This window comes from Pseudomonas sp. GQ91, assembly GCF_059758795.1.
In genome coordinates this window covers 1-24,930 of record NZ_JCAXED010000016.1, presented here as the reverse complement: position 1 = coordinate 24,930, position 24,930 = coordinate 1, and the positions used below count along the sequence as shown (strand labels likewise).

General features: G+C 58.7%; 23 protein-coding genes, 1 tRNA gene and 2 pseudogenes. 6 read left to right on the top strand and 20 right to left on the bottom strand.

Annotated features, from left to right (window positions below; genetic code table 11):
* Both AC6CIA_RS21935 and AC6CIA_RS21930 read right to left on the bottom strand, forming a co-directional pair.
* A complete protein-coding gene (locus tag AC6CIA_RS21935) occupies window positions 1-1,128 on the bottom strand; it encodes a saccharopine dehydrogenase family protein (protein ID WP_498315066.1) in 1,128 nt (375 codons plus the stop codon).
* A 518-nt stretch (window positions 1,129-1,646) separates the two neighbouring features.
* A tRNA-Ser gene (locus AC6CIA_RS21930) sits at window positions 1,647-1,736 on the bottom strand.
* 334 nt (window positions 1,737-2,070) lie between these two features.
* Between AC6CIA_RS21930 and AC6CIA_RS21925 the strand changes: the two genes are divergently transcribed.
* From AC6CIA_RS21925 to AC6CIA_RS21915, 3 genes are all read left to right on the top strand, one after another.
* Window positions 2,071-2,760: a crotonase/enoyl-CoA hydratase family protein gene (locus tag AC6CIA_RS21925; protein WP_339531573.1), complete on the top strand. Its 690-nt coding sequence runs from the start codon at window positions 2,071-2,073 to the stop codon at window positions 2,758-2,760.
* 421 nt (window positions 2,761-3,181) lie between these two features.
* On the top strand, window positions 3,182-3,904 hold the full coding sequence (locus AC6CIA_RS21920; RefSeq protein WP_498315064.1) for a 1-acylglycerol-3-phosphate O-acyltransferase: 723 nt from the start codon (window positions 3,182-3,184) through the stop codon (window positions 3,902-3,904).
* A gap of 132 nt (window positions 3,905-4,036) precedes the next feature.
* Entirely contained in the window at window positions 4,037-5,008 is a 972-nt protein-coding gene (locus AC6CIA_RS21915) for a magnesium and cobalt transport protein CorA (RefSeq protein WP_498315062.1), read from the top strand.
* A 21-nt stretch (window positions 5,009-5,029) separates the two neighbouring features.
* Here AC6CIA_RS21915 and AC6CIA_RS21910 read toward each other — a convergent pair whose 3' ends face one another.
* The 3 genes from AC6CIA_RS21910 to AC6CIA_RS21900 all read right to left on the bottom strand — a co-directional run bounded on the left by AC6CIA_RS21910 (window position 5,030) and on the right by AC6CIA_RS21900 (window position 9,213).
* Entirely contained in the window at window positions 5,030-5,752 is a 723-nt protein-coding gene (locus tag AC6CIA_RS21910) for an amidotransferase (protein WP_498315060.1), read from the bottom strand.
* Between the two features lie 94 nt (window positions 5,753-5,846).
* The gene (locus AC6CIA_RS21905; protein ID WP_498315058.1) at window positions 5,847-7,991 is read right to left on the bottom strand and encodes a 3-hydroxyacyl-CoA dehydrogenase NAD-binding domain-containing protein; all 2,145 of its coding nucleotides are present in this window, start codon (window positions 7,989-7,991) and stop codon (window positions 5,847-5,849) included.
* A 16-nt stretch (window positions 7,992-8,007) separates the two neighbouring features.
* Window positions 8,008-9,213, bottom strand: coding sequence for an acetyl-CoA C-acetyltransferase (locus AC6CIA_RS21900; RefSeq protein WP_498315056.1), 1,206 nt, complete (start codon window positions 9,211-9,213; stop codon window positions 8,008-8,010).
* Between the two features lie 700 nt (window positions 9,214-9,913).
* Between AC6CIA_RS21900 and AC6CIA_RS21895 the strand changes: the two genes are divergently transcribed.
* Window positions 9,914-10,717 carry a c-type cytochrome gene (locus AC6CIA_RS21895; protein ID WP_498315054.1) on the top strand — a complete coding sequence of 268 codons (804 nt, stop codon included), beginning with the start codon at window positions 9,914-9,916 and terminating at the stop codon, window positions 10,715-10,717.
* A 92-nt stretch (window positions 10,718-10,809) separates the two neighbouring features.
* Here AC6CIA_RS21895 and AC6CIA_RS21890 read toward each other — a convergent pair.
* The 12 genes and pseudogenes from AC6CIA_RS21890 to AC6CIA_RS21835 form a co-directional block, all read right to left on the bottom strand.
* Window positions 10,810-11,007: pseudogene (locus AC6CIA_RS21890) on the bottom strand (circularly permuted type 2 ATP-grasp protein); the annotation flags it as partial.
* 462 nt (window positions 11,008-11,469) lie between these two features.
* Entirely contained in the window at window positions 11,470-11,811 is a 342-nt protein-coding gene (locus tag AC6CIA_RS21885; RefSeq protein WP_339531580.1) for a ribonuclease E inhibitor RraB, read from the bottom strand.
* A gap of 212 nt (window positions 11,812-12,023) precedes the next feature.
* On the bottom strand, window positions 12,024-12,260 hold the full coding sequence (locus tag AC6CIA_RS21880) for a hypothetical protein (protein WP_498315052.1): 237 nt from the start codon (window positions 12,258-12,260) through the stop codon (window positions 12,024-12,026).
* Between the two features lie 104 nt (window positions 12,261-12,364).
* Entirely contained in the window at window positions 12,365-12,970 is a 606-nt protein-coding gene (locus AC6CIA_RS21875; protein WP_498315050.1) for an START domain-containing protein, read from the bottom strand.
* 42 nt (window positions 12,971-13,012) lie between these two features.
* A complete protein-coding gene (locus AC6CIA_RS21870) occupies window positions 13,013-13,267 on the bottom strand; it encodes a YkgJ family cysteine cluster protein (RefSeq protein ID WP_498315048.1) in 255 nt (84 codons plus the stop codon).
* Between the two features lie 160 nt (window positions 13,268-13,427).
* A complete protein-coding gene (locus AC6CIA_RS21865) occupies window positions 13,428-13,916 on the bottom strand; it encodes a translation initiation factor 2 (protein WP_498315214.1) in 489 nt (162 codons plus the stop codon).
* A 104-nt stretch (window positions 13,917-14,020) separates the two neighbouring features.
* Window positions 14,021-15,460: an aminotransferase-like domain-containing protein gene (locus AC6CIA_RS21860; protein ID WP_498315046.1), complete on the bottom strand. Its 1,440-nt coding sequence runs from the start codon at window positions 15,458-15,460 to the stop codon at window positions 14,021-14,023.
* Between the two features lie 232 nt (window positions 15,461-15,692).
* Window positions 15,693-16,508, bottom strand: a complete 816-nt coding sequence (locus AC6CIA_RS21855) for an OmpA family protein (RefSeq protein ID WP_498315044.1) — start codon at window positions 16,506-16,508, stop codon at window positions 15,693-15,695.
* Complete coding sequence (locus AC6CIA_RS21850; RefSeq protein WP_498315042.1) at window positions 16,505-16,861, bottom strand: DUF4398 domain-containing protein; 357 nt, start codon at window positions 16,859-16,861, stop codon at window positions 16,505-16,507. The genes AC6CIA_RS21855 and AC6CIA_RS21850 overlap by 4 nt, the downstream gene beginning before the upstream one ends.
* 9 nt (window positions 16,862-16,870) lie before the next feature.
* The gene (locus tag AC6CIA_RS21845; protein WP_339531588.1) at window positions 16,871-17,686 is read right to left on the bottom strand and encodes a substrate-binding periplasmic protein; all 816 of its coding nucleotides are present in this window, start codon (window positions 17,684-17,686) and stop codon (window positions 16,871-16,873) included.
* Window positions 17,687-17,766: 80 nt separating this feature from the next.
* The gene (locus AC6CIA_RS21840) at window positions 17,767-18,696 is read right to left on the bottom strand and encodes an electron transfer flavoprotein subunit alpha/FixB family protein (RefSeq protein ID WP_498315040.1); all 930 of its coding nucleotides are present in this window, start codon (window positions 18,694-18,696) and stop codon (window positions 17,767-17,769) included.
* Between the two features lie 2 nt (window positions 18,697-18,698).
* Complete coding sequence (locus AC6CIA_RS21835; RefSeq protein ID WP_498315038.1) at window positions 18,699-19,448, bottom strand: electron transfer flavoprotein subunit beta/FixA family protein; 750 nt, start codon at window positions 19,446-19,448, stop codon at window positions 18,699-18,701.
* Window positions 19,449-20,001: 553 nt separating this feature from the next.
* Here AC6CIA_RS21835 and AC6CIA_RS21830 point away from each other — a divergent pair.
* Window positions 20,002-21,666, top strand: coding sequence for an electron transfer flavoprotein-ubiquinone oxidoreductase (locus AC6CIA_RS21830; RefSeq protein WP_498315036.1), 1,665 nt, complete (start codon window positions 20,002-20,004; stop codon window positions 21,664-21,666).
* 171 nt (window positions 21,667-21,837) lie between these two features.
* Here AC6CIA_RS21830 and AC6CIA_RS21825 read toward each other — a convergent pair whose 3' ends face one another.
* Window positions 21,838-22,728, bottom strand: coding sequence for an AraC family transcriptional regulator (locus AC6CIA_RS21825; protein ID WP_498315034.1), 891 nt, complete (start codon window positions 22,726-22,728; stop codon window positions 21,838-21,840).
* 181 nt (window positions 22,729-22,909) lie between these two features.
* On the opposite strand from AC6CIA_RS21825, the gene AC6CIA_RS21820 reads away from it, so the two are divergent.
* The gene (locus AC6CIA_RS21820; RefSeq protein WP_498315032.1) at window positions 22,910-23,962 is read left to right on the top strand and encodes an NAD(P)-dependent alcohol dehydrogenase; all 1,053 of its coding nucleotides are present in this window, start codon (window positions 22,910-22,912) and stop codon (window positions 23,960-23,962) included.
* On the opposite strand, the gene AC6CIA_RS21815 is transcribed toward AC6CIA_RS21820, so the two are convergent.
* Window positions 23,963-24,766 (bottom strand): IclR family transcriptional regulator, encoded by an 804-nt coding sequence (locus AC6CIA_RS21815; RefSeq protein WP_339531593.1) that lies wholly within the window; start codon window positions 24,764-24,766, stop codon window positions 23,963-23,965.
* A gap of 46 nt (window positions 24,767-24,812) precedes the next feature.
* Window positions 24,813-24,930 (bottom strand): annotated as a pseudogene (locus AC6CIA_RS21810) (L-arabinose ABC transporter permease AraH); the annotation flags it as partial.

Below are 24,930 nucleotides of genomic sequence, written 5' to 3'. Positions count from 1 at the left end.
TCAGCCCTGCCCGTCAGAGAAATGCACGGCCAGGCTGAGGTTTGTCGGGTCGTTGATAGCGGCCATGTATTCGTCGACGGTGATTTCGCCAACGCATGGCCGCGCACCGGGTTCGGGTACGTAGCCTTGGGCGATTTTGAGGGCCAGAGCAACGGCGGCGCAGCTGGGGATTTCCGGGCCTTTGTCATTCAGGGCCGTCAGTTGCACCGCCAGGGACAGCGGTTGCCCTGCTGTACCGAGGCCTTGCACGTCGATGTACATCGCGCTTTTGCCATCGCCAAAGCGCTCGAACCAGGTGCCCAGCCGATGCAGTCGCGCCGCCCAGGCGACATGGTCACGCACGACGCCCCACCGCAGCGCCTGGGCCAGCAGGTAGTTGGCGACACCGCCAAGCTTGAGCCCCGCGCCAGCCTTGAAGCTCAGGGTGTGGGCACCATAACGGCTGGCAAAGATGTCCATGTCGGGCACGTCCACATTCGCCAACACCCGCGTGCCAAGCTCAGGCATTTTGCGCAGCGTCAGGTCCTGCCAGCCCAGCACTTCATGCACCTGGCCATGCCTGAGCTGCTTGATCGGTTTGCCCGCGTAAGCCAGCACGCCTTCGACAGTGGACAGGCCCGGCATCTTGGCCGAGGAGGAAATGCCGTGCTCGATCGAGTCGATGCGGGTGAAGCGGTAACGGTACTGATCGATGATGGCGGACGACAGCGTCGGCACGGAGCTGCAACCACTGAGGACCGCCACGCCTGCCTGCCGGGCTTGTGCATCCAGCATCCTCACGCCGTTGACGAAGGTGCGGCAGTCGGACAGGTCGCAGTAGTTCACGCCCGCGTCGATGCAACTCTGGGCGACGGCATAGGATTGCCCTTGGAACGGGCCGCCGGTGTGGATCACCAACTTGATGTTCATCGACCGCAAAACGGACGCGAACCCGGCGCCCATAGCATCGCCGCACCAGCCTTCGCAGACGGTGCCCGACTGGCTTTTCAGCTCATCCACTTTGCCCTGCAACTTGTGTGAGTCGCGGCCCGAGATCACCAGTTCAATGCCCGGCGCCACCACCAGATGCCGACAAACGATGCTGCCAAAATTGCCGTAGCCACCGACCACCATCACCCTGAGTGTCATTCCATTCTTCCCTCAACAATCGATCATGCGCTGAGTCTGACGCAGACTGGCGGCTGAGGCGGCTAAAGATACCCGATTTGTTTAATCGCTTGAGCCAGGATCAGCAAGGAGCGTCAAATAATGGAGCTATACACCCAGCGGCTTTACCTGCGGCCACTGGAAGCCGGCGACTGGGCGTTTTTTTCCTCGCGTTGCACACCGACCCGTCGGTGATCCAGTACGTCTGCGACACCCCGTCCGATACCGCAACCCGCGAGAAATTTGAGTTCCGCTGGCCGCAATGTGAATCGCCCCGGCTTTCCTAGACACTTTTGAGCGGCTGTTTTTGGCCGAAGTTAGCCACACACAGGCCAAGTCATCGGCGGCCAGCTGAAAATGGCCTTTCACGCTCATTCGCCAGGCTCTATTTTTACGCACCGAAATAGAGCACCTGTCCCATATGGCCCTTTTTTTAAACACCAAAAACCACAAACCCCCGGCTTTCTCTAGGAAAACCAGGGGTTTGTGTTTGTAGAATGTGGCGGTGAAGGAGAGATTCGAACTCTCGATACAGTTTCCTGTATACACACTTTCCAGGCGTGCTCCTTAAGCCACTCGGACACTTCACCGTATCTCGTCAAACTGATTCAGTCTGTCGAGGCGCGCTAATGTAGTCGAAAGCTTTTCTGATGGCAAAGGTTTTTTTCAGAATTTTCATGCGCTTAGACCGCTATCACGGGCGCAACGCTTGTGGCGCGCCAGGAAGGACGGCGATTCTGCCATTCTCAAGGCCCGGAGCTAGGCGTCTATTGCGGCTGATTTGCCCCGCCATGGCCTGTTCCGGGCAGGATGCAAGGGCAAAATCCTGACTGGGCAGTCAGTCATGGCGCTTTACCAGGCCGGGCAGGCTGGGTAACGTCTGTTGCCTGCACCTCTATTACACTTATTACAAGGAATCGCGTCATGAGTGAGTTGATTGCCTACCACCTCGAAGACGGTATTGCGACCCTGACCTTGAACAACGGCAAGGTCAATGCCATTTCCCCTGCGGTGGTCAGTGCGTTTAATGAGGCGCTGGATCAGGCCGAGAAAGATCGCGCGGTGGTGATCATTACCGGCCAGCCAGGGATTTTGTCGGGTGGCTATGATTTGAAGGTGATGACGGCCGGCCCAAAAGAAGCGGTCAGCCTGGTGACGTCCGGCTCCACCCTGGCGCGACGCTTATTGTCGCACCCGTTTCCGGTGATCGTTGCGTGCCCTGGCCACGCAGTGGCGAAAGGCGCTTTCCTGTTGTTGTCGGCGGATTACCGCATCGGTGTCGACGGACCGTTCAGCATTGGCCTGAATGAGGTGATGATTGGCATGACCATGCACCACGCCGGGATCGAGCTGGCGCGGGATCGCCTGCGTAAGTCGGCGTTTCATCGTTCAGTGATCAATGCCGAGATGTTTAACCCGCAAGACGCCGTGAATGCAGGTTTCCTCGACAAGGTGGTGGCACCGCAGGAGCTGCAGGCAGCTGCTCTGGAAGCGGCGCGGCAGTTGAAGAAGATCAATATGAACGCCCACAAGCACACTAAATTGAAGGTGCGTAAAGCACTGCTGGAACTGCTGGATAACGCGATCATCCTGGATCAGGAACACTTGGGCTGATTTAGCCGGCTGAACCACCTCCTGTGGCGAGGGACAGGCCCTAACGCCGTTCAGTTAAGCAAATAGCGATTATTGTAGGCGCGAGCTTGCTCGCGAAGAACTCATAGGCGTCGCGTGTATTCAGGAAACACGCGTTATCGTTGAGGTTTTTCGCGAGCAAGCTCGCTCCTACAAAAGCCTTAACAGAACGGCGTCAGGGCCTGTCCCTCGCCACAGGAGCAATCGGCCACTGTGGACGCTGATGTCGAGCTTTTTCCTACCCTCCCTGCCGAACCTCTTACAGCCCCGCTAGATCGCACTTATCGACCTATGTGGAAACATGCGCTTAAACACCGGCCATCTCCTACTTCTACCGGGGTAATTGCCGAAAATAGTGCACATCCGTACACTGCGCCACCTTTTGTCCCGATGGACTGTGTCGATGCTCTACTGTTTACGCATGTTATTGATGAGTCTGCATTTTCTAGTGGCGGGCGGACTCGGCGTGCTGCTGGGAATCTGCCGACCGTTCAACCCGGACAATAGCCGTCTCTGCGCACGGCTCTACGCCCTGCCAGCCATGTGGATACTGCGCTTGCGGGTGAAGCCACAGGTGGACTCGTTGCGGGACAAACCCAGCAGTTGCGTAATCATTGCCAATCACCAGTCCAATTATGATTTGTTTGTGTTTGGCACCGTGGTGCCCTACCGCACGGTCTGTATCGGCAAGAAGAGTCTGAGATGGGTGCCGTTGTTCGGGCAGTTGTTCTGGTTGGCGGGTAATGTACTGATCGACCGCGGTAATGCGCAGAAAGCGCGGCGCTCGATGCTGACCACCACTCACACCTTGCAACACGAAGACACGTCAATCTGGGTGTTCCCGGAGGGGACGCGCAATTTGGGCAAGACCTTGTTGCCCTTCAAGAAGGGTGCGTTCCAGATGGCGATCGCCGCCGGGGTACCGATTGTGCCGGTATGCGTCAGCACTTACGTGAAGCAGATGAAGCTCAACCGCTGGAACAGCGGCGACATTCTGATTCGTTCACTGCCGGCGATTCCTACGGCCGGATTGACGCTGGATGACATGCCTCGGCTGATGGAAACCTGCCGCGAGCAGATGATCGTGTGCATTGAGGATATGGATCGGCAACTGCAAACCCGCTGATCGGAGCCCGCGCACAGCGCGGGCTTTTTATTGTCGGTGAACCCTCGTAGACATTGCTGACTCTGATAATCCAGAGCAGGCTAAGCCACCTGCCACGGTCATCCGTCATTCAAAAAAGAAGCGATCAGCATTATGGGTAGAGTTGTTGCGGCAGCCGTCTACAGCGCCGGAAAAAAAATCACTGATATCACCCTCGAGGAAGGCGCCGCCTGGGCGGCCAAACCCGGCCATTTTGTGTGGATCGGCCTTGAAGAGCCGGATGCCGAGGAACTGGCCGACCTGCAACGCCAGTTCAACCTGCATGAACTGGCCATCGAAGATGCTCTGGAAAAACACAGCAGACCGAAGCTCGAAACGTTTGGTGACGCGTTGTTTATCGTGACCTATTCGCCGGTTCGAGACGAAGGCAAGCTGGAGTTTATCGAGACCCATATCTTCGCCGGCAATGGCTACGTCATCACGGCGCGCAACGGTCACTCGGCTTCCTACGGCTATGTCCGCCAGCGTTGTGAGGCGCGGCCACTGCTGCTGGAGCACGGCGAAGACTTCGTGCTCTATGCGCTGCTGGATTTCGTCACCGAGAACTATCAGCCGGTGAGCGAGGCGATTCATGCCGAGATCGACGCACTGGAGCGCAATGTGCTGTGCAATTCCCTGAATGAACGTGACGTCCACCACCTTCACAGCCTGCGACGCGACGTGCTGCGGTTGCGGCGTCATGTGGCACCGATGGTAGAGATCAGCGAAGAGTTGCAGAAACTGAAGTTTCCGTTTATCGATAAGAAGATGCGCCCGTACTTTCGCGATGTGGAGATCCATGTCACGCGGCAGATGGAAGACCTCTCCACCCTGCGCGACATCGCCAGCCAGACCATAGAGATTGGTGTGTTGCTGGAAGCCTCGCGCCAGAGCGTAGTGCAGCGCAAGTTTGCGGCCTGGGCGGCAATCCTGGCGTTTCCCACGGCGGTGGCCGGGATCTACGGGATGAACTTCCAGAACATGCCTGAACTGCAATGGCATTACGGTTATTTTGCGGTGCTGGGGTTTATTGCCACGGGGTGTACGGGACTGTGGGTCAGCTTCAAGCGTTCGGGGTGGCTATAAGTCCACCCCCGTCGGGGCGGATCAGGCCTGCCCAGGCTTGTTCGCCACAAAACGCATCATCCACTCCGCCACGGTAGCGCCGTGGTGTTCACGCTCCAGGCTGGCGACACCGTTGGTGTAAACCTTTTCGCCCAGGTTTGTCTGAAGAATCTCCAGCAGCTCACGGGAATAATCGTGGATAAACTCTGGATGGCCCTGGAAGCACAGCACCTGATCTTCGATGTGGTACGCAGCGAACGGACAAAAATCGCTGGAAGCAATCACCGTGGCATTTTCCGGCAAGCGGGTGACCTGGTCCTGGTGGCTGATCAACAACGTCAGCTCTTCCACGACGGGGCTCATCCACGGCGCCTTGGCATTGAGTTTGTAGTCATGGATGCCGATGCCCCAGCCCTTGCTTGCGCGCTCGGCCTTGCCGCCCAGCAGCAGTGCCAACAACTGGTGTCCGAAACAGATGCCAAGCAATTTATCGCCGCGCTCGTAGCGCTGCAGCAGGAAGGTCTTGAGGGTCTGGATCCACGGATCGGCGCCGAAGGAATCGGCCTTGCTGCCCGTCACCAGATACGCGTCGAACACTTCGTCGTCTGACGGATATTCACCCTGCACCACGTTGTAGACGACGAACTCGGCCGCAATCGGCTGCTTGGAGAACAGCTGCTTGAACATCTGCCCGTAACCCTGATACTGATCGATCAGGCCGGGACGCAGGATATCGGTTTCCAGAATGCAGACGCGTAGCGACATAAAAAATACCTGACACGGCGATGGGAATAATGAACACCCCAGAGCCTGCCTTGAAATACCCCTACAAGGCAAGCCCCGCACATGTCCAATAACGTCAGAAGGTCGCGTTCTGCGCAGCTTTCTCCAACAACAAGGCCGGTGGGGTGAAGCGCTCACCGTACTGCTCGGCCAGATAGCGCGCCCGGGCAACAAAGTCGTTCAGGCCGTATTGATTGATAAATTGCAGGGCCCCGCCGCTCCACGCCGCGAAACCGATACCGAAAATCGACCCGACGTTGGCGTCGGCGGTGGACATCAATACACCCTCTTCCACGCAGCGCACGGTTTCAATGGCCTGAATAAACAACAGACGGTCGCGCACATCCTGTGGCGAAATGCGTTGATCGGGTTTTTCAAATCGATTTTTGAGCTGCGGCCACAAGTATTTCTGCGCGCCGACTGGGTACTCGTAGAAACCGCCACCCGCGGCCTTGCCCGGGCGCTTATATTCATTGAGCAACAACTCGATCACCGCAAACGCCGGATGCTCGGGCGATGGCTTACCCTCCGCCTGCAGATCCTTGGCAGTCTGTTGACGGATATGACTCATCAAGCTGAGCGACACTTCGTCGGAAACCGCCAGTGGGCCTACAGGCATGCCCGCCTTGCGCGCTTCGGTCTCGATCATCGGAGCCGCTACGCCTTCGCCCAGCATCGCGATGCCTTCATGGGTGAACGTACCGAACACTCGTGAGGTAAAAAAACCTCGACTGTCATTCACCACAATCGGGGTTTTCTTGATTTGCAGTACGAAATCAAAACCCCGAGCCAGGGTTTCGTCACTGGTGCGGGCGCCCTTGATGATTTCCACCAGCGGCATTTTGTCCACCGGACTGAAGAAATGCAGGCCGATGAATTTGCCCGGGTCAGGCACGGCAGTGGCCAGGCCGCTGATGGGCAAGGTCGAGGTATTGGAGGCGATCACCGCGTCAGCGCCCACCGCGCCTTGCGCGGCCGCCGAGACCCGAGCCTTGAGTTCACGGTCTTCGAACACTGCCTCGATAATCAAATCGCAACCGGCCAGCTCAGCGTCGGCGTCTGTCGGATGAATCCGCGCCAGGATGCTGTCCCGCTGCTCGGCAGTCAATTGCCCACGACCGACCTTCTTCTCCAATAATCCCGCCGAATGCACCTTGCCCTTCTCAGCCGCCGCCAACGTGATGTCCTTGAGCACCACATCAATGCCCGCCGCCGCACTGGCGTAGGCAATCCCCGCGCCCATCATCCCGGCGCCGAGAATGCCCACCTTGCGGGTCACATACGGCGCAAAACCTTGGGGACGTGAACCCCCTGCGTTGATTTCATTGAGCTGAAACCAGAAGGTGCCGATCATGTTCTTCGCGACCTGGCCGGTGGTCAGTTCGGTGAAGTAGCGGGTTTCGATCAGGTGCGCGGTGTCGAAATCCACCTGTGCGCCTTCCACCGCGGCACACAGGATTTTCTCCGGGGCCGGAAAACAGCCGTGGGTTTTCGCCCGCAGGATTGACGGTGCGATGGCGAGCATCTGTGCCACTTTAGGGCTCGACGGCGTGCCGCCAGGGATCTGATAGCCTTTGACATCCCACGGTTGCTGGGCCGTTGGATTGGCCAGGATCCAGGCCCGGGACTTGGCCAGCAGTTCATCGCGATCCCCCGCCAATTCGTCGACCAAGCCCGCTTGCAAGGCCTTTTGCGCCGAGACTTTCTTACCTTCGAGCAAATAGGGCAAGGCCTTCTCCAGGCCCAGCAGACGCACCATCCGCACCACTCCGCCGCCGCCCGGCAACAGGCCGAGAGTGACTTCCGGCAAGCCGATCTGGACGGATGCGTGGTCCAGTGCCACCCGGTGCTGGCACGCCAGGCATATTTCCCAGCCCCCGCCCAGGGCCGCGCCATTGATGGCCGCCACCACGGGTTTGCCAAGAGTTTCCAGGCTGCGCAACTGCGCCTTCAGGCCCAGAACCATGTCGTGGAAGGCCTTGGCGTGAGGTTTGTCGACGCTGATCAGTTCATTCAGGTCGCCACCGGCGAAGAAAGTCTTTTTCGCCGACGTGATGATAACCCCGGCAATCGAGTCGTTTTCCGCCTCCAGGCGGGCGATGGTGGCCGCCATCGCGGCGCGGTACACCGCGTTCATGGTGTTGGCGCTCTGGCCGGGCATGTCGAGGGTCAGCACCACAATCTGGTCCTGGCCTTTTTCGTAACGAATGGCGTCGCTCATGACAAATTCCTTAGGCTCAGAGACGTTCGATAATCGTAGCGATGCCCATGCCACCGCCCACGCACAAGGTGGCCAGGCCGTAACGCTGACGGCGTGCCTCCAGTTCGTCGAGCAGGGTGCCAAGGATCGCGCACCCCGTTGCTCCCAGGGGATGGCCCAGCGCAATCGAGCCACCGTTGACGTTGACCCTGGCAGCGTCGATGCCCATGTCCTTGATGAACTTGAGCACCACCGAGGCAAAGGCTTCGTTGACTTCGAACAAATCGATGTCCTCGACCCGCAAACCCGCCTTGGCCAGGGCTTTGCGGGTGGCGGGTGCCGGACCGGTGAGCATGATGGTCGGATCGGTGCTGGTCACCGCCGTGGCGACGATCCGCGCCCGTGGCTGCAGGCCCAGCTCCCGGCCCTTGGCCTCGGAGCCAATCAACATGAGTGCCGCACCATCGACAATCCCGGAACTGTTGCCCGGTGTATGGACATGGTGGATGCGCTCGACATGGCTGTAGACGCGTAGCGCCGTCGCATCAAAGCCCATCTGGCCGATCATTTCGAAGCTGGGCTTGAGCTTGCCCAGGCCTTCGAGGGTGGAATCGCCACGAATGAACTCGTCTTGAGCCAGCAGCACGATAGCGTTCTGATCCTGCACTGGGATCAGCGATTTATTGAAGGAACCGTCCGATCTTGCCCTCGCCGCTTTCTGCTGTGAGTGCAGGGCAAAGGCATCAACATCCTCACGCGTGAAACCTTCGAGGGTGGCGATCAAGTCGGCGCCGATACCTTGGGGCGTGAAGTGACTGTGCATATTGGTTTGCGGGTCCAGCACCCAGGCGCCGCCGTCGCTGCCCATGGGGACACGAGACATGGACTCGACGCCGCCGACCACCACCAGTTCTTCAAAACCGGAGCGCACTTTCATTGCCCCGAGATTGACCGCCTCCAGGCCCGAGGCGCAGAAGCGGTTGATTTGCACACCGGCGACGCTGACGTCCCAATCGGCCACCAACGCAGCTGTCTTGGCGATATCGGCGCCCTGGTCCCCGACTGGCGTGACGCAGCCAAGCACAATGTCATCCACCTGCCGGGTGTCCAGGCCACTGCGCTGTTGCAGCGCGTTCAGCAAGCCAGCCACCAGATTCACCGGCTTGACGCTATGCAAGGCACCATCGGCCTTGCCTTTGCCCCTGGGCGTGCGTACCGCATCAAAGATCAAAGCTTGGGTCATGACGTCCTCGAACCACTGTGCAATGGAGCCCTCGAGAGGAGAGCCGACCGTGCTCTTACCTTAAGCGCCCGAAGGCCAGATTCAATGACCGAAGCGCTCATTGCCCTTGACGACCACGCTCAGACGAACGGTAGGTCCCTATCGGAAACCGCTGATTAAACGTTTTAGCTGTCTAGCCAAGGGGCTGCCGCCGAGATGGCTATGTGCCTCATTCCGTTTTAAGAAGATTTCAATCTTGGTTGATATGAAAGGGATCTAAGCCACGAAGCACAAGGACTCTAAGGTTGAGTTTGTAAGAGCCGTAAGAGGCTGCTGCCGGGTCTTGCTGGAGCAGCTGTAAGAAAAGTGCCATGTATTCACTCTAACGTGGCTACTTGATGGAGACGCACCGGCGCATTTGACGCTCAGGAATAACAACAAAAGGCAGTCAGCCATGTTCAAACAATCGAAAGTACGCCAGGCGGGGCTCATTCTCTTCGCCACCACCCTGATTCTGATTTTGCCCAATCTGACCAAGATCATCGGGTAACTCATCCATTCTGTGCCGGTGCGCCTGCCGCATCAGCCTTGCAGCCTTTGGCAGCACCTGCCGGGATATGGCCTAGAGCACTCCCGTCGCAGGCGCTGTCTTTTTGCGTGCCGTTTGTGCATGGCTTTCCGGTATGGTTAAGCCGCCTCCCCCTTTGACATGGGCTTACCCTTGAAATCGATCATAGCGCTCGTGACGTTGATTCTGGCCCTGCCAGCCGGTGCCGCGCAGTTGACCATCGAGCTGGACCACACCCGGAAAACCTGGCAAACAGCCGAGTTGCTGAAACACCCGAGCGCGCAAACCGTGCGCATCGCTGATGATGTGTCCTACAAACGTGCGATGAAGTATCGCGCGGTTCCTCTGGCGGAACTATTGCCGGGCATCACTGCGCAAAATCACCTGCAGGCGGTCGCGCTCGATGGCTTTGCCGCCGAGCTGGCAGCCGCGCCGCTGCTGCAGAAAAACGGCGCCCGTGCCTGGCTCGCGGTAGAAGATCCGGCCCACCCGTGGCCGCTGCTGGGGAATGGCCAGCACAGCGCGGGCCCCTTCTACCTGGTCTGGACCGATCCGCAAGCGGGTCATATCAGCCCCGAGCAATGGCCGTTCCAGTTGTCGACAATCAAGCAGTTGCAGACCGTTGCCGAGCGGTTCCCAGCGTTATTGCCGGACCCGACGCTGGCAGCCGATGACCCGGTCAACCTGGGGTTTGCGCTGTTTCAGAAGAACTGCCTGGCCTGCCATCGGCTGAACGGCGCGGGTGATGCTCAGATGGGGCCGGACCTGAACATTCCCTACAGTCCAACCGAATATTTCGGCGGCGATTTCCTCAAGCGGTATATTCGCGATCCGCAAAGCCTGAGGCATTGGCCGCAGGCCAAGATGCCAGCCTTTGCGGCCAGTGTGTTGCCAGATGCCGATCTGGAGTTGCTGCTGGGATACTTGAAGCATATGGCGGGCCGCAAACAACCCTGAAAGCCTGCGCGCGTGGATTCCGGGTCCGAGAATTTGGTAGATGCTGCACTTGCGCGTGTGCGGGGCGCTTCTCACTATTGCTGCTGCACCAAAATCACCGGCTCCGTGTCCTGCTCGTCACCGCACAGGGTGAAGGTGATACCGGCGCGGCGGAACAGCAAATCGGCTTCGCGCCGGCGCTGAGCCAGCAGTTCGGCAGGGGTTTGGGCCAACCAACGGGCAAACTCGCGATAATGGGGGCGAACCTCACCCGCCTCGTCGTACATTTCATCGTAATAAGCGCGGGTCATACGTACTCCTTGTCACAAGGGTCTGTGCCTGACGGCCATCGCAAGGCCCGTGCCAGCGGGATATATGACCAGATATCAATCAGTTAGCGTTAGCCAGTAATGCCGACGCACCGCTCTGGTGCAACAAACGTTTCAACGCCGCCGCCCAAGCTTCAAACAGTCGCAGACTGTGTCTATCACCGGTATAGCCAGAGTTGATTTCACTGCCCTCCAGCAATCGCGGATAATTCTTCCTATCCGCTGAATAGGATTCGTCCTACAGCCAAACTGATTGATCTGTCGGTAGCTTAGTAGCGTTGTACTGACTACCTCCCTCCTTCCCTTTGGGCCACCCTGTTCGGGTGGCCTTTTTTTATGCGGGATTTTTCACCTGGAGTTATCGGTATTGCGCATTTTCGGATGCCAGAAACAAAAACGGCCAACCCGAAGGTCAGCCGATACGCTGTGTTTTTCACTGCACGATTACATGGGCAAGCCACGCACCTCCTGCTTCACGCCCCATCCCTCAAGGATCCCGCCCAAAGGCTCGACCACCGCCTCAAAGTCTTGCTCAAAGTCTCCTATGCCGTCGTAGGTCGCGAACATCACTTTGCTCAACTCCAGGTACCAGGCGCCATCATCCCGCGCGCTGACCTGGGCATTGAGTGATTCCCCACGAAATCGACCCGCCGCCCTGCGCGCCCGTTCCTCATCCGGAAAAATAGCGTAGAACTCGATGGGGTGGAAACGTGAGAAATCAAAGCCGCCCTCTTTCATGCGGCGCAACACGTTGGTGCTGATGTCTTCTTGATAGGCTGTGCTCATGAAACGTCCTCCTAAAACCGATGGATAGACTTTCCGTGCTTCCCAGGACCCGCACGTGAACGGCGCGGAATAACGGCAATGAGATCGCCGCAGGAAAACAAGCATGTAGCTGACAAGACCAGACCTTAGCGATTCATTCGCTGATCTCTCTTGCAGAGTAGCGCGAAGCTATCACCTCCACCAGAGGCGTGTTGAAGACGTACAGGGAATGTTCAGGAGACAGGCGTGATGTCGAGAATTTGAATGCTGTTTTGATTTTTCAGGTTCTTGACCGTGGGCTCGTCGGTACGGCCTTCAAGGTCATTGAGGTCCAACTGGGCGGCGATCGGCAGCAATTTGGCCCGAATCATCTGCGCAGCTTCTTCGAGGCTGGGCTGTTGTTCGCAGGTGAACTGCTCCACGGACTGATCGCCGTGATCATCAACGAAGGTAACTTGCCACTTTTGCATTCAGTGCCTCCTCGATAAAACCCATGGATGGGCTTACCGATATCTTGACCCTGAGGGATGGGAAATCGTTCCACTCAGGGTTGGAGGCACCGGACCGGCCGGGCTTACTTTTCGGCGCGTTCCTTAAGGGCTTTCAACGTATTGAAAGGCGCCTCGACCACGAACTTGTTGGCCAACCAGGATGGCACGCTGCCGCCTGGTTCGGTGTGAACCTGATAGATCACTTCGGTCTGGTCGGCGCCTTTAGGCACCAGTTTCCAGAAGCCTTCGACCTGGGCCACACGCACATAACCTTTTTCTTGCGGCTTATAGCTGGGCACCCCTTCCAACTGACGGGTCAGGCTGCCATCGGCGCCCTTGGTGGTCGTGACATGTATGTAGGAGTCACGATCGGTTACCGGGAACGGTGCATTGAATTGGGTGTAGGTCCAACTCTCGCCGCCCTTATGATCGACCAGTGTCTGAGCTTTGCATTCATGGATCCAGGCGCAAGCACCCGAGACGTCTTCCTGCAAGGCCTGGATCTTGGCCAATGGCGCCTTGATCAACGTCACGCCGCGATAAGCCTTGTATTTGGAACCCGCTACTTCACTCAACGAAACCTTGATACCGTCTTCATCCTTGGCAACTTGCCACTCTTCAGCCTGCGCCGCGGCCGTAAACAAAACAGTAAAACCGCACAACACAGCCATTCGTTTCAGCGAACCCATTGTTGTCTTCCTTTATTGTTGAAGTTCTGAGCTTAAAGCCCTCTAAGCCGCCGTCATCTGCTCCCACCAGCCGATCAATCTGATCGCTTCTTCCTGGCTGTGGCCACAGACCTCGAGATCCGCCGCGAAAGCTCCACACACCGCAGGCCGCTCCGGCCGGCCAAACAGTTGGCACAGCTGTTCGACAGACAGATGCAGGCAGCGTTCGCCCGCTGGTTTGCCATTGGGCATACCCGGCAACGGCGAGCTGATGGAGGGGGCAATGCAGCATGCGCCACAGCCTTCACGGCATTTCATGACCAGCAGGTCCTCGACGACAAAGTATTGATGGCCAGGCTAGAGTACGCCCTTAAACATCTGTTTAAAATTGGTCCAACAGGGGTTTTTCGCATAAAACAAAAGTGACCGACCAGTCTGCGACAGATGGCCGACGGCTCGCGTCACTTGAACAGGAAAATTAGTTCCGGAATTCAAAATCCAGCGCCGCGCCCTCGACATCCCGGCGCTCGTCGTTGCGCATTTGCAACTGCATTTCATTGCTGAGCAGACGTCCATTGATCTCGAAGGCGCTGTTATCCAGCGGTTTCTCACTGAACATCGGTGGCAACAACGGCGTGTTCTTAGGTGGCGGCATCGTGCCGAGGGGCTGCAAATGCCTGACCATTTCTTGAGGCAGGCTGAGGTCCAACTGTACGGGTGCAAGCTTGGTCCGGGCCACTTCACGGGCCGACTTGGATTTGCTGGCGATGGGTGGTCGCTTTTTTACTGCAGCTTTCTTTTTGACCGGCGCTTTCTTTTTCGACTGAACCGTTTTCTTCGCGGGTGCTGACTTTTGCTCGGCATTCGCCGCCAGTAAAAGCTGCGCCGCAGGTGCCCCCGACGCCGGGGTGACATTGCACAGGCTTACCAGACAGATCAACAGCGCGGCAGAAAGAGTAGAGGTCATATCGCCAACGACATTAACGGCAGAAGGCCATATGCTCGCTTGTTGAGCCCTGCATGACAAGCGCGGTGAGTGCCTTGGTATCACTTTCGCCGCTTGTTGAAGGCTCAAAAACCGCCCGCTGCCTCCTGACATAACTGGCTCGCCAGCATTCCCAGGGTCATCAACGCCCGCTCGGCCTCGCGATTCCACGGTGTACCGCAATTGAGGCGAACACAGTGGTTGAACTGTTCCGTATTACTGAAAATCAGTCCCGGTGCGATGCTGATACCTTGCTGCAAAGCACGCACATGCAGTTCCTGGGCATTGACCCGCCCCGGCAGACTGACCCACAGGATAAACCCGCCGGTCGGACGGCTCATCTGGGTACCTTCAGGAAAATACTGCTGCACGGCCAGTTGAAAGGCGCTGAGGTTCTTGCGGTATTCCTGCCGGATGTAACGCAGGTGCCGGTCGTAACCGCCATTCTCCAGATACGCCGCCACGCCCATCTGGGTGACGCTGCACGCCGAATGCGTACTGAACATTTGCAGTCGCTGGATTTCCTGCTGGTACTTGCCGGCAATCATCCAGCCGATACGAACGCCCGGCGACAGGGTTTTGGAAAAGCTCGAGCAATAGATCACGCGGTCCAGCCGGTCATAGGCTTTCAGCGCCTTGGTCCGGCCCAGCTCAAACATCAGTTCGCCGTAGATATCGTCTTCAACGATCTGGATATCGAAATCCGAAGCCAGGCGCAGCAGCTGTTTCTGCCGTTCTTCGGGCATGGTGCCGCCCAGGGGATTGCTCAGGCGCGTGGTCAGTACCAACGCCTTGATCGACCATTGGTTGGCCGCCAGTTGCAGCGCCTCCAGGCTCATGCCCGTGACCGGGTCGCTGGGAATCTCGATAACCTTGAGTCCCAGTAAATCGGCCAGTTGCAACAAACCATAATAGGTCGGTGACTCAGCCGCGATCAGGTCACCCGGGCGGGTCAGCACCCGCAGCGACATCTGCAATGCATCGACACACCCGTGGGTGATGACCACTTCGGAAGGGTCGACCACCACGCCGGCATCCCGCATGCGGATCGCCACTTGGCGACGCAACGGCTCAAAACCGGGGCTGAACATATAGCTGAAAGCCCGGGGACTCTGGAAGCGCGTGACCTTGGCCAATTGCTGGTGCAGCGCCCTGACGGGCAGGTAGTCGACACTCGGCACGGCAGCGCCCAGCGGGAACACGCCTTCGCGGCGAGACTCCACCAATACCTGTTGGATAATACTGCTGCGGGTTACCAGGCCCGGACGTTCGACCCGCGCGATATCCGGCGTCGGTGCGGTCAGGGCCGGGGTCTGGTGGACGTAGTACCCGGACTGGGGCCGTGCGCGAATCAACCCTTGGTCCTCAAGGTTGGCGTAGGCCTGCAATACCGTCGCGTGGCTGACATTAAGCTGGGAGCTCATCTTGCGCACCGACGGCACGCGCTCACCCGGTTGGTAGACACCACGTCGGATATCCTCAGCCAGTTGCTGGGCGATCCGTTGGTACAGCAAAAGATTGGTCATGACGCAGCACTCGATTTCACGGGTATTTTATTTTTGTGTGAAACACACCGGCACAGTTGAGAAGTGTACGGGGACAGTCGTCACAATAGTCGAGGATGAGCGACAGTGATAGAAAAAACTGTGGGGGTTGAGAACTGTATTGCAGGCATTAAAAACCCGATCATGGATCGGGTTATAGGCTGCAAGGTGTCCTGTAGCCGCGGGCACGTGCGTCTGCACAGGCGATCAGCTTTTATTCGCGGGTAGCGCCCAGGCGGCCTTTGTCGTCGGAAAACACGATTTCGACCCGGCGATTCTGCGCGCGCCCTCGTTCCGAGGCGTTCACTTCCACCGGATATTGATCGCCGTAGCCTTCCACCTGGATGCGTTGCTCATTAATCCCCAGGTCCACCAGCATATCCGCTACCGCCTGGGCACGGTCCCGGGACAGTTTGAGGTTTTCCTGCTCGCCGCCGGTACTGTCGGTGTAACCCTCGATGCGCACCACGCGCTTGGGGTTCAGTTGCAGAAACTGGACAATCTTCAAGACCGTGCGGTTGGCGGAGTTTTTCAATTCGGCCTCGCCGGTATCGAACAACACGTCACCCAAGGTCATCACCAGGCCACGATCCGTCTGGGTGGTCAGGCTGGCAATCTGTTCTTCGAGCCACTTGCCCTGTTGCTGCACGCTCAGCAGCTTGGCTTCACGCAAGGCCAATTGCAGGCGCTGGCGCTCCAGTTCGAGCTTGGCGCCGCGCTCCTCGTTGAGTGCCAGATTGGTATGTTCCCGAGCGATCGCGCTGTAGCGCTGGCTCAGGTAGGCGTAGTGCACCACGTCCGCACCGCTGCCCCAATAGCTGGAAAGACGGTCGGCGCGGGCCAGGGATTCACCGGCCCGAATGACATCCTTGGGAGCGATACGCAACACATTGGAGTCTTTCTTGACGTTCTGGAAGTCATTGCCCGCCTGCTGCAGCGCAATAGCGCTATCGGAATGACTGGCGCAACCGCCCAGCGCCGCGCTGGCCAGCAATACCGCACCGCTCAACCCTCGAGTCAGCGGGCTCATTGGGCGTCTCCCAACTGTTTGCGCAAACGGGTGATGCGGGTGTCGAGTACGTTCAGCTGTTCCTGGCTCTTCTGCGTCAGTACCCGCGCCTCGGCCAGACGGGCATCCAGCTCGGCTTGCTCAGCCTGCATGCGGGCATCCTTGTAAGACTCATCAGCCATATCGGCCTTGGCCCGGGCGAATTTACCCTCGGCCAGTTTCAGCTCCGGTACGTCATCAGCGACGGCGCCGACCGCCGTGGCTTGCTCCAGCGCCTGTCGGGTCAGGCGCATTTGTTCATTCGGCGCAGGATCTGCGGCACAGCCCGCCAGCGTCACAACGGCGAGGGCCGCGAAAAGAGGTCGAATAATCACTAAAAATCCCTACTTTGTTGGGGCACTGACGGGTTGCTGCAATTGCAGTTTCCAGCGCTCCAGGTTGCGTTGCAGCGCAGTTTCCGTCAGGCCGGACGCAGACAATTCTGTCATCTTTTTTGCGAGCTGTCCGCGCAACCACGGATCATTGCAGGCCGAGTCATGGGAAATGGCGAGGTGCAGGCCCGGTCGGTCGATAGGCAGTTCGCGCGCCATCAGATCGTTGCTCATGCCCAGGGTCTGGGCCAGGGCGATGCCGGAATAATGCTCGGCAAGTACGTAGTCCACTTCACCCAACAATAACTTTTGAAAGGCCGGGGTCAGGGTGGGCATGCGCTGCAGGGTCAAATGCTCCCCGGCGAATGCTTCAAAATTCCGTCCCAGGCGCGCCTTTTCCGATACAGCGCCCTTGTAGCCATGCAAGTCAGCGGCTCCGTTGTAGACCAGCGGCGAATCCATGCGGGTCCACACTCGATAATCCGCGTGCATCAGCGCCGGATAGACATAGTCCAGGGTTTCCAGCTCGTTGAGACTCAGCGGCGCATCCGCCAGCAGGTCCATGCGCCCGCTGCGCACTTCGTCCAGGGCCAGTGAGCGCTTGCCACCGTACAGCAGATCGATTTTCAGCCCCAGTTCCTTGGCCACTTGCTGCAGCACATCGGCATTGGCGCCAATCAAATGGGTAGGATCCTGGGGATCGCGCCACAAATAGGGCGGCGCGTCCGGGCTGCCGGTCACGATCAGGCGCTCACATTTGCCGGCGGCCACGGACAAGGTCGGTAGCAGCGTCAGGCCAAGCAGTACAGTCCAGGCGCGCAGTTGCATGGCAGGGTTCTCCAATCAAAAAAGGGCGCACAAAAAAAGCCCGGTCAAGGACCGGGCTCTTTATAAGTGAAGCGGCTGGATTAGACCAGCTTCTCCAGCTCAGGTACGGCTTCGAACAAGTCCGCCACCAGGCCGTAATCGGCGACCTGGAAGATCGGCGCTTCTTCATCCTTGTTGATCGCAACGATCACTTTGGAGTCTTTCATGCCAGCCAAATGCTGGATCGCACCGGAGATACCGACGGCAATGTACAGCTGTGGAGCAACGATCTTGCCGGTCTGGCCGACCTGCATGTCGTTGGGTACGAAACCTGCGTCGACGGCAGCGCGGGAAGCACCGACCGCGGCGCCCAGCTTGTCGGCCAGGGCGTACAGGTGTTTGAAGTTGTCACCGTTCTGCATCCCACGGCCGCCGGAAACGACGATCTTCGCCGCGGTCAGCTCAGGGCGATCGGACTTGGCCAGCTCTTCGCCAACGAAGCTGGAAGTACCCGCGTCGTGGGCAGCCGCGACCGCTTCAACGGCAGCCGAACCCCCTTCAGTCGCAACCGGGTCGAAACCGGTGGCACGCACGGTGATGACTTTGACCGAGGCGTTGGACTGGACGGTAGCGATAGCGTTACCGGCATAGATCGGACGCTTGAAGGTGTCGGCGCTTTCGACCGAAACGATCTCGGAGATCTGATCAACGTCCAACTGCGCAGCAACGCGCGGCAGGATGTTTTTGCCGTTGGAGGTCGCGGCAGCCAGGATGTGGCTGTAGCCAGCGCCAAGTTCTGCAACCAGTGGCGCGACATTTTCCGGCAACTGGTGAGCGTAAGCGGCGTTGTCGGCCAGCAGTACTTTGCTCACGCCAGCGACTTTTGCAGCGGCTTCAGCCACGGCGCCCGCGCCCTGGCCTGCAACCAGCACGTGGATGTCGCCACCGATTTTGGCGGCAGCAGCCACGGTATTCAGGGTGGCCGGGGCCAGCACCTTGTTATCGTGTTCGGCGATTACGAGGATAGTCATGATCAGATCACCTTCGCTTCGTTTTTCAGTTTCTCGACCAGTTCAGCCACCGACTTGACCTTGATACCCGCGCTGCGTGCTGCCGGCGCTTCGACTTTGACGGTCTTGTTGGTGGAGGCGGTGGAAACGCCCAAAGCGTCCGGAGTCAGCACTTCGAGAGGCTTCTTCTTGGCTTTCATGATGTTTGGCAGGGACGCGTAGCGCGGCTCGTTCAAACGCAGGTCGGTGGTGACGATGGCCGGCAGCTTCAAGGCAACCGTCTGCGCACCGCCGTCGATTTCGCGGGTCACGGCAACACTGTCGCCGCTGACTTCCACTTTGGAAGCGAAGGTGCCCTGACCGTAACCGGTCAGTGCGGCCAACATCTGGCCCGTCTGATTGTTGTCGCTATCGATGGCCTGCTTGCCGAGGATCACCAGCTGAGGCTGTTCCTTGTCGACAACGGCTTTCAATAGCTTGGCAACCGCCAGCGAGGTCAGCTCTTCAGCGGATTCGACCAGAACGGCGCGATCGGCACCCAGCGCCAGGGCGGTACGCAACTGTTCCTGGGCAGTGGTCGGACCGATGGAAACGACGACGATTTCAGTCGCAACGCCTTTCTCTTTCAGGCGTACGGCTTCTTCCACGGCGATTTCGCAGAACGGGTTCATCGACATCTTGACGTTAGCGAGGTCGACGCCGGAATTGTCCGCCTTGACGCGAACTTTCACGTTGTAATCGACAACGCGTTTGACAGCTACAAGAACCTTCATGGATTCCTCGTTACTCTCCGGTGAAAAGGAAGCCGCCCGGATAAACCTGGCGGTAGATGCTCAACGGCGCACAAGGGCACCTCTAAAAACGCAGGCAGTCATGACAGCTAACGTTGCACGTACTCAATAATAAAGACCGTTCGTCAGGGGTGACCGACAAGTCATTCATTCTCGCTGCGTGTAAACTGCGTGCCGCAATGACGTACGCATCACTCTGCTGGCCGTTGCCTTGCCTTTGGAGGTGGCCTTGAAACCGGCTGTCCGCCTACGGGAAGCGCAAAACCGACCGTATATTGACCGGAACGCCTATTCCGGTCAATACGCCAAAATGGCCAGTCATAAGCCGCGCTGCTTTGATTTACCTAGCTTGCGAGCAATTCAAACAAACGTTTGTATTGGACGCTGAGAGTGGTGTAGATATAATGCGCCACCTAGAGAGAAAGGTGTCCCATCCCGCGCTATTGCATGAAATTCATGCGGGCAATGATGGGTGAAACACCGAACCTCCACCCATTAGAAAAAAAACTGTAGAGCCTTGAGTAGGAGATAGCCTGTGGAACGCGAATACATGGAATTCGACGTGGTCATCGTCGGCGCTGGCCCGGCGGGACTGTCTGCCGCCTGCCGCCTGAAGCAGAAGGCCGCCGAAGCCGGTAAGGAAATCAGCGTCTGCGTGGTCGAAAAAGGCTCCGAAGTCGGCGCTCACATCCTCTCCGGCGCCGTGTTTGAACCACGGGCCCTGAACGAGTTGTTCCCGGACTGGAAAGCGCTCGGCGCTCCGCTCAACACCCCGGTGGTGCGCGATGACATTTATGTGCTGCGCAGCGCAGAAGCGTCCACCAAGGTCCCGGACTTCTTTGTGCCCAAGACAATGCACAACGAAGGCAACTACATCATCTCCCTGGGCAACTTGTGCCGCTGGCTGGCCCAGCAGGCCGAGAACCTGGGCGTGGAGATCTACCCGGGCTTCGCCGCCCAGGAAGCCTTGTTTGACGAAAATGGCGTGGTCCGCGGGATCATCACCGGCGATCTCGGCGTCGACCGTGAAGGCCAGCCTAAAGAAGGCCTCTACACCCCAGGCATGGAACTGCGTGGCAAGTACACGTTGTTCGCCGAAGGATGCCGTGGCCACATCGGCAAGCAACTGATCCAGCGTTTCAACCTGGACAGCGACGCTGATGCCCAGCACTACGGCATCGGCCTCAAGGAAATCTGGGAAATCGATCCAGCCAAACATCAGCCAGGCCTGGTGGTCCACACCGCCGGCTGGCCGCTGGACATCATGCGCAGCGAGAACACCGGGGGCTCGTTCCTTTATCACCTGGAAAACAATCAAGTGGTCGTCGGCCTGATCGTCGATCTGTCCTACAGCAATACCTTCCTGTCACCGTTCGATGAGTTCCAGCGCCTCAAGCATCACCCGGTGCTCAAGCAATACCTGGAAGGTGGCAAGCGCATCAGCTACGGCGCGCGCGCCATTTGCAAAGGCGGCCTGAACTCGCTGCCGAAGATGGTCTTCAAGGGCGGCGCGCTGATCGGTTGCGACCTCGGCACCCTGAACTTCGCCAAGATCAAAGGCAGCCACACTGCGATGAAGTCCGGCATGCTCGCCGCCGAGGCCGTGGCTGATCGTCTGTTCGCCGAGTCTGAAGGGGGTGATGAACTGACCGCCTACGTCGACAGTTTCAAAGCCAGCTGGCTCTACGAAGAACTGTTCGCCACCCGTAACTTCGGCCCGGCGATGCACAAGTTCGGTCCGATCGTCGGTGCCGGTTTCAATTGGTTCGACCAGAACATTCTCGGCGGCAAAATGCCGTTTACCCTGCACGACACCAAGCCGGACTACGCCTGCCTCAAGCTGGCCAAGGACAGCGAGAAAATCGACTACCCGAAACCCGACGGCAAGCTGAGCTTCGACAAGCTGAGCTCGGTGTTCATCTCCGGTACCAACCATGAAGAAGAACAACCGTGCCACTTGAAGCTCAAGGACCCAAGCATCCCGATCGGCACCAACCTGCCGCTCTACGATGAACCGGCGCAGCGCTACTGCCCGGCTGGCGTGTATGAAGTGATCACGAAGGAAGACGGCGAGAAACGCTTCCAGATCAACGCCCAGAACTGCGTGCACTGCAAGACCTGTGACATCAAGGACCCTTCGCAGAACATCACCTGGGTGACACCCGAGGGTACGGGTGGGCCGACTTACCCGAATATGTAAATCTGCTTAAAAAGGCCCGAATCAGGGCCTTTTTTGTGGCCGACACAGATCAAATGTGGGAGCGGGCTTGCTCGCGAATACGGTCTGTCAGTTGATGAATGTTTTATCTGACCCACCGCATTCGCGAGCAAGCCCGCTCCCACAACTGGATGTGTGTTTTGCCTGGGATAACTAGGCCGCTCGCTCCTCTCCCGGGTTACGCAGAAAGTAGCGTTTGTATTCGCGACTGAACTGCGAGGTACTCTGGTAACCCACGTTGTGCGCAGCCTGGGCCACGCCCATGCCGTCCACCAGCAGCAACTGCTGGGCCTTGAGCAGCCGCAGACGCTTGAGGTACTGCACCGGCGACAACAGCGTGCAACGCTTGAAATGCTCGTGAAAGGTGGACGCGCTCATGTTGGCGTACCCCGCCAGGGTCCCGATATTGAGTGGCTCGGCGTAATGGGCGTGCAGGTGATTCAAGGACGTGGCGATCCGCGAGAACTGCCCCTGCTGCTCGACCAGCGCCCGCAACACATCCGCCTGGGGTCCGCGCAAAGCGGTGAACAGTAACTCGCGTACCCGGGCCGGGCCCAAGATCCGGCTCTCCAGCGGATCGTGCAGGCACTGCAGCAATCGCTCGACACAGCCGCGCATCGCATCATCCAGTACCACCGAACTCATCGACTCCAACGTCTGCGCGGCCGGCGCAGGTCCCGGCCTGATGCCCATGGCCATTACCAACTCCCCCAGCATCACTCGATCAATCCCCACCGTCACCCCCAACAACGGCGCGTTGGGCAAGGCAAAAGTCTCGCATTCAAAGGGCACGGGCATCGCCTGGATCAGGTAGTGCCCGGCGCCATATTCCAGGGTTCGCGGGCCCAGGTACGCGACTTTGCTGCCTTGGGCGACAATCATCAGGCTCGGCTCGTAGATCTGCGGTCCGCGCGCCACATCGCAGCTGGCCCGCAATACCTGCACGCCGGGCAGGTTCGTGGGGGAGAAACCATCGCGGGGTGTCAGCGCTTCGATCAGTGCAACCAGCGCAGCGTTAGCGTCGAGATGACGGGTCAACAACATGGCAAAAAACTTCGTAAAAAAGGGATGAGAACATCATCGCAGGTCTGGGGCCCGATAACGCTGAACAAGGGGCAGTCCCGGACGAATAGGCATAAGACTCGGAGCAATCGCCATGGCCGTGGCCTGGCCTGACGCGGAGAATTCGCCGCCTCCCTAGTCATTCCTTTTGCGAGGTTTCTGCATGTACACCGCCATCGGTTATGCCGCCCAGTCGGCCACCACTCCCCTCGCCCCTATGTCCTTCGAGCGTCGCAGCCCGCGCGCCGATGATGTGGCGATTGAGATTCTATACTGTGGCGTCTGTCACTCTGATATCCATCAGGCCCGTAACGAATGGGGCATCGCGGTGTACCCGCTGATGCCGGGTCACGAGATTGTCGGCAAGGTGACTGCCGTCGGCGCCAGCGTCAGTGCGCATAAAGTCGGCGATCTGGTGGGTGTCGGTTGCATGGTTGATTCATGCCGTCACTGTGAAGCCTGCAAATCCGACCTTGAGCAATATTGCCTCGAAGGCCCGACCATGACCTACGCCACCCCGGACCGGGTCGACGGTAGCAACACCATGGGCGGTTACTCCGACAGCATCGTGGTCAGCGAGCACTTTGTGGTGAAGATCCCGGCCAAGCTCGACCCGGCCAGCGCGGCGCCGATTCTCTGTGCCGGTATCACTACCTACTCGCCGCTCAAGCACTACGGCGTCAAGGCCGGCGACAAGGTCGGGGTTCTCGGTATGGGCGGCCTGGGCCATATGGGCATCAAGTTCGCCAAGGCCATGGGCGCGCAAGTGACGCTGTTCACCCGCTCCGCCAGCAAGGCTGAAGAAGGTCGTCGCCAGGGCGCCGATCACGTGATCGTATCCACCGATGCCGAACAAATGAAGGCCGCCGCCGGACATTTCGACTTCCTGCTGGATACCATTCCGGTACAACACGACCTCAATCCCTACCTCGATACTCTGCGCTTTGACGGCGTGCATATTCTGGTGGGCTTGATTGAACCGGTGGACCCGCCCGTCCACGCGGCCAAGCTGGTACTGGGCCGCAAGGTGCTGGCCGGCTCGTTGATCGGCGGCATTGCCGAAACCCAGGAGGTCCTGGATTTCTGCGCCGAGCACGGGATTACCTGCGACATCGAAATGCTCGACATCCGCCAGATCAACGCAGCCTACGCCCGCATGATCGCTGGCGATGTGAAGTACCGCTTCGTGATCGACATGGCGACCCTGAAGGCCTGATCAGGCCTTCGCGCCCAATTCCGCTGACAGCCTTGCCGCGACCTGTTTGATCACAGGTATCAGCTCGGCCATTTTTTCCAGCGGCATATAGGGCACGGTACTGGCGATGCTGATGCCGGCGACAATGCGCCGGCTGGCATCGCGTACCGGGGCCGCGACACAGCGGATCGACGGTTCGTTGTCCTCCAGGTCGAATGCATAACCGCCCGTCACGTAGTCGCGCATGCGCTGCTCGAATTGCGCCCAGGATTGTTCCGGGTGCTGCGGCCATTGCAGGTTTTTCCCGCCCTCCGGCAGGCTCACTTGATACAAGCGCTGCCATTCCTCTTGCGAGTCATCCAGCAGCAAGGCCTTACCGATACCGGTACGCGCCAGCGGCATGCGATGGCCGACCCGCGAACGCATTTCCGGACCATTGCGGCCGGGGTTCTTGTGCAGATACAGCACGTCGTCGTATTCGCGGACCGCCAGGTGGATGGTGTCACCGGTCAGCGCGGACAGCTCGTCCAGATACGGTATCGCCAGCGTCACCAGCGGCAGCTCTTCGCGTGCCTGGAAGCCCAGCTCGATCAGCTTCGGCCCCAACAGGTAGCCGACCTGCGGCACCACGCGCAGGTAGCGTTCGTCCACCAGGCAACTGGCCAGGCGGTGGGTGGTGCTGCGGGTGGTACCGATGCGCCGGGCAATTTCCTTGAGATCCCGCGCGCCGGCTGCCACGGCCTGCACCACGCCGAGACCACGAAGCAAGGTCTGCGTGCCGGTGGGGGCAGCATCTTTGACGGGAGGGTGGGCGTTTTCCTGCATATCGGGCCTATAGGGAGTGACGAAAACCAGCGGTATTATGACTGAGTCAGCGCTGTTTCATCCGGTCGATTATCACCGCCAGCAACAGGATCGAACCGCGAATCACATACTGGTAGAACGTGTCGATGTTCTTCAGGTTCATCGCGTTCTCGATGATTGCCAGA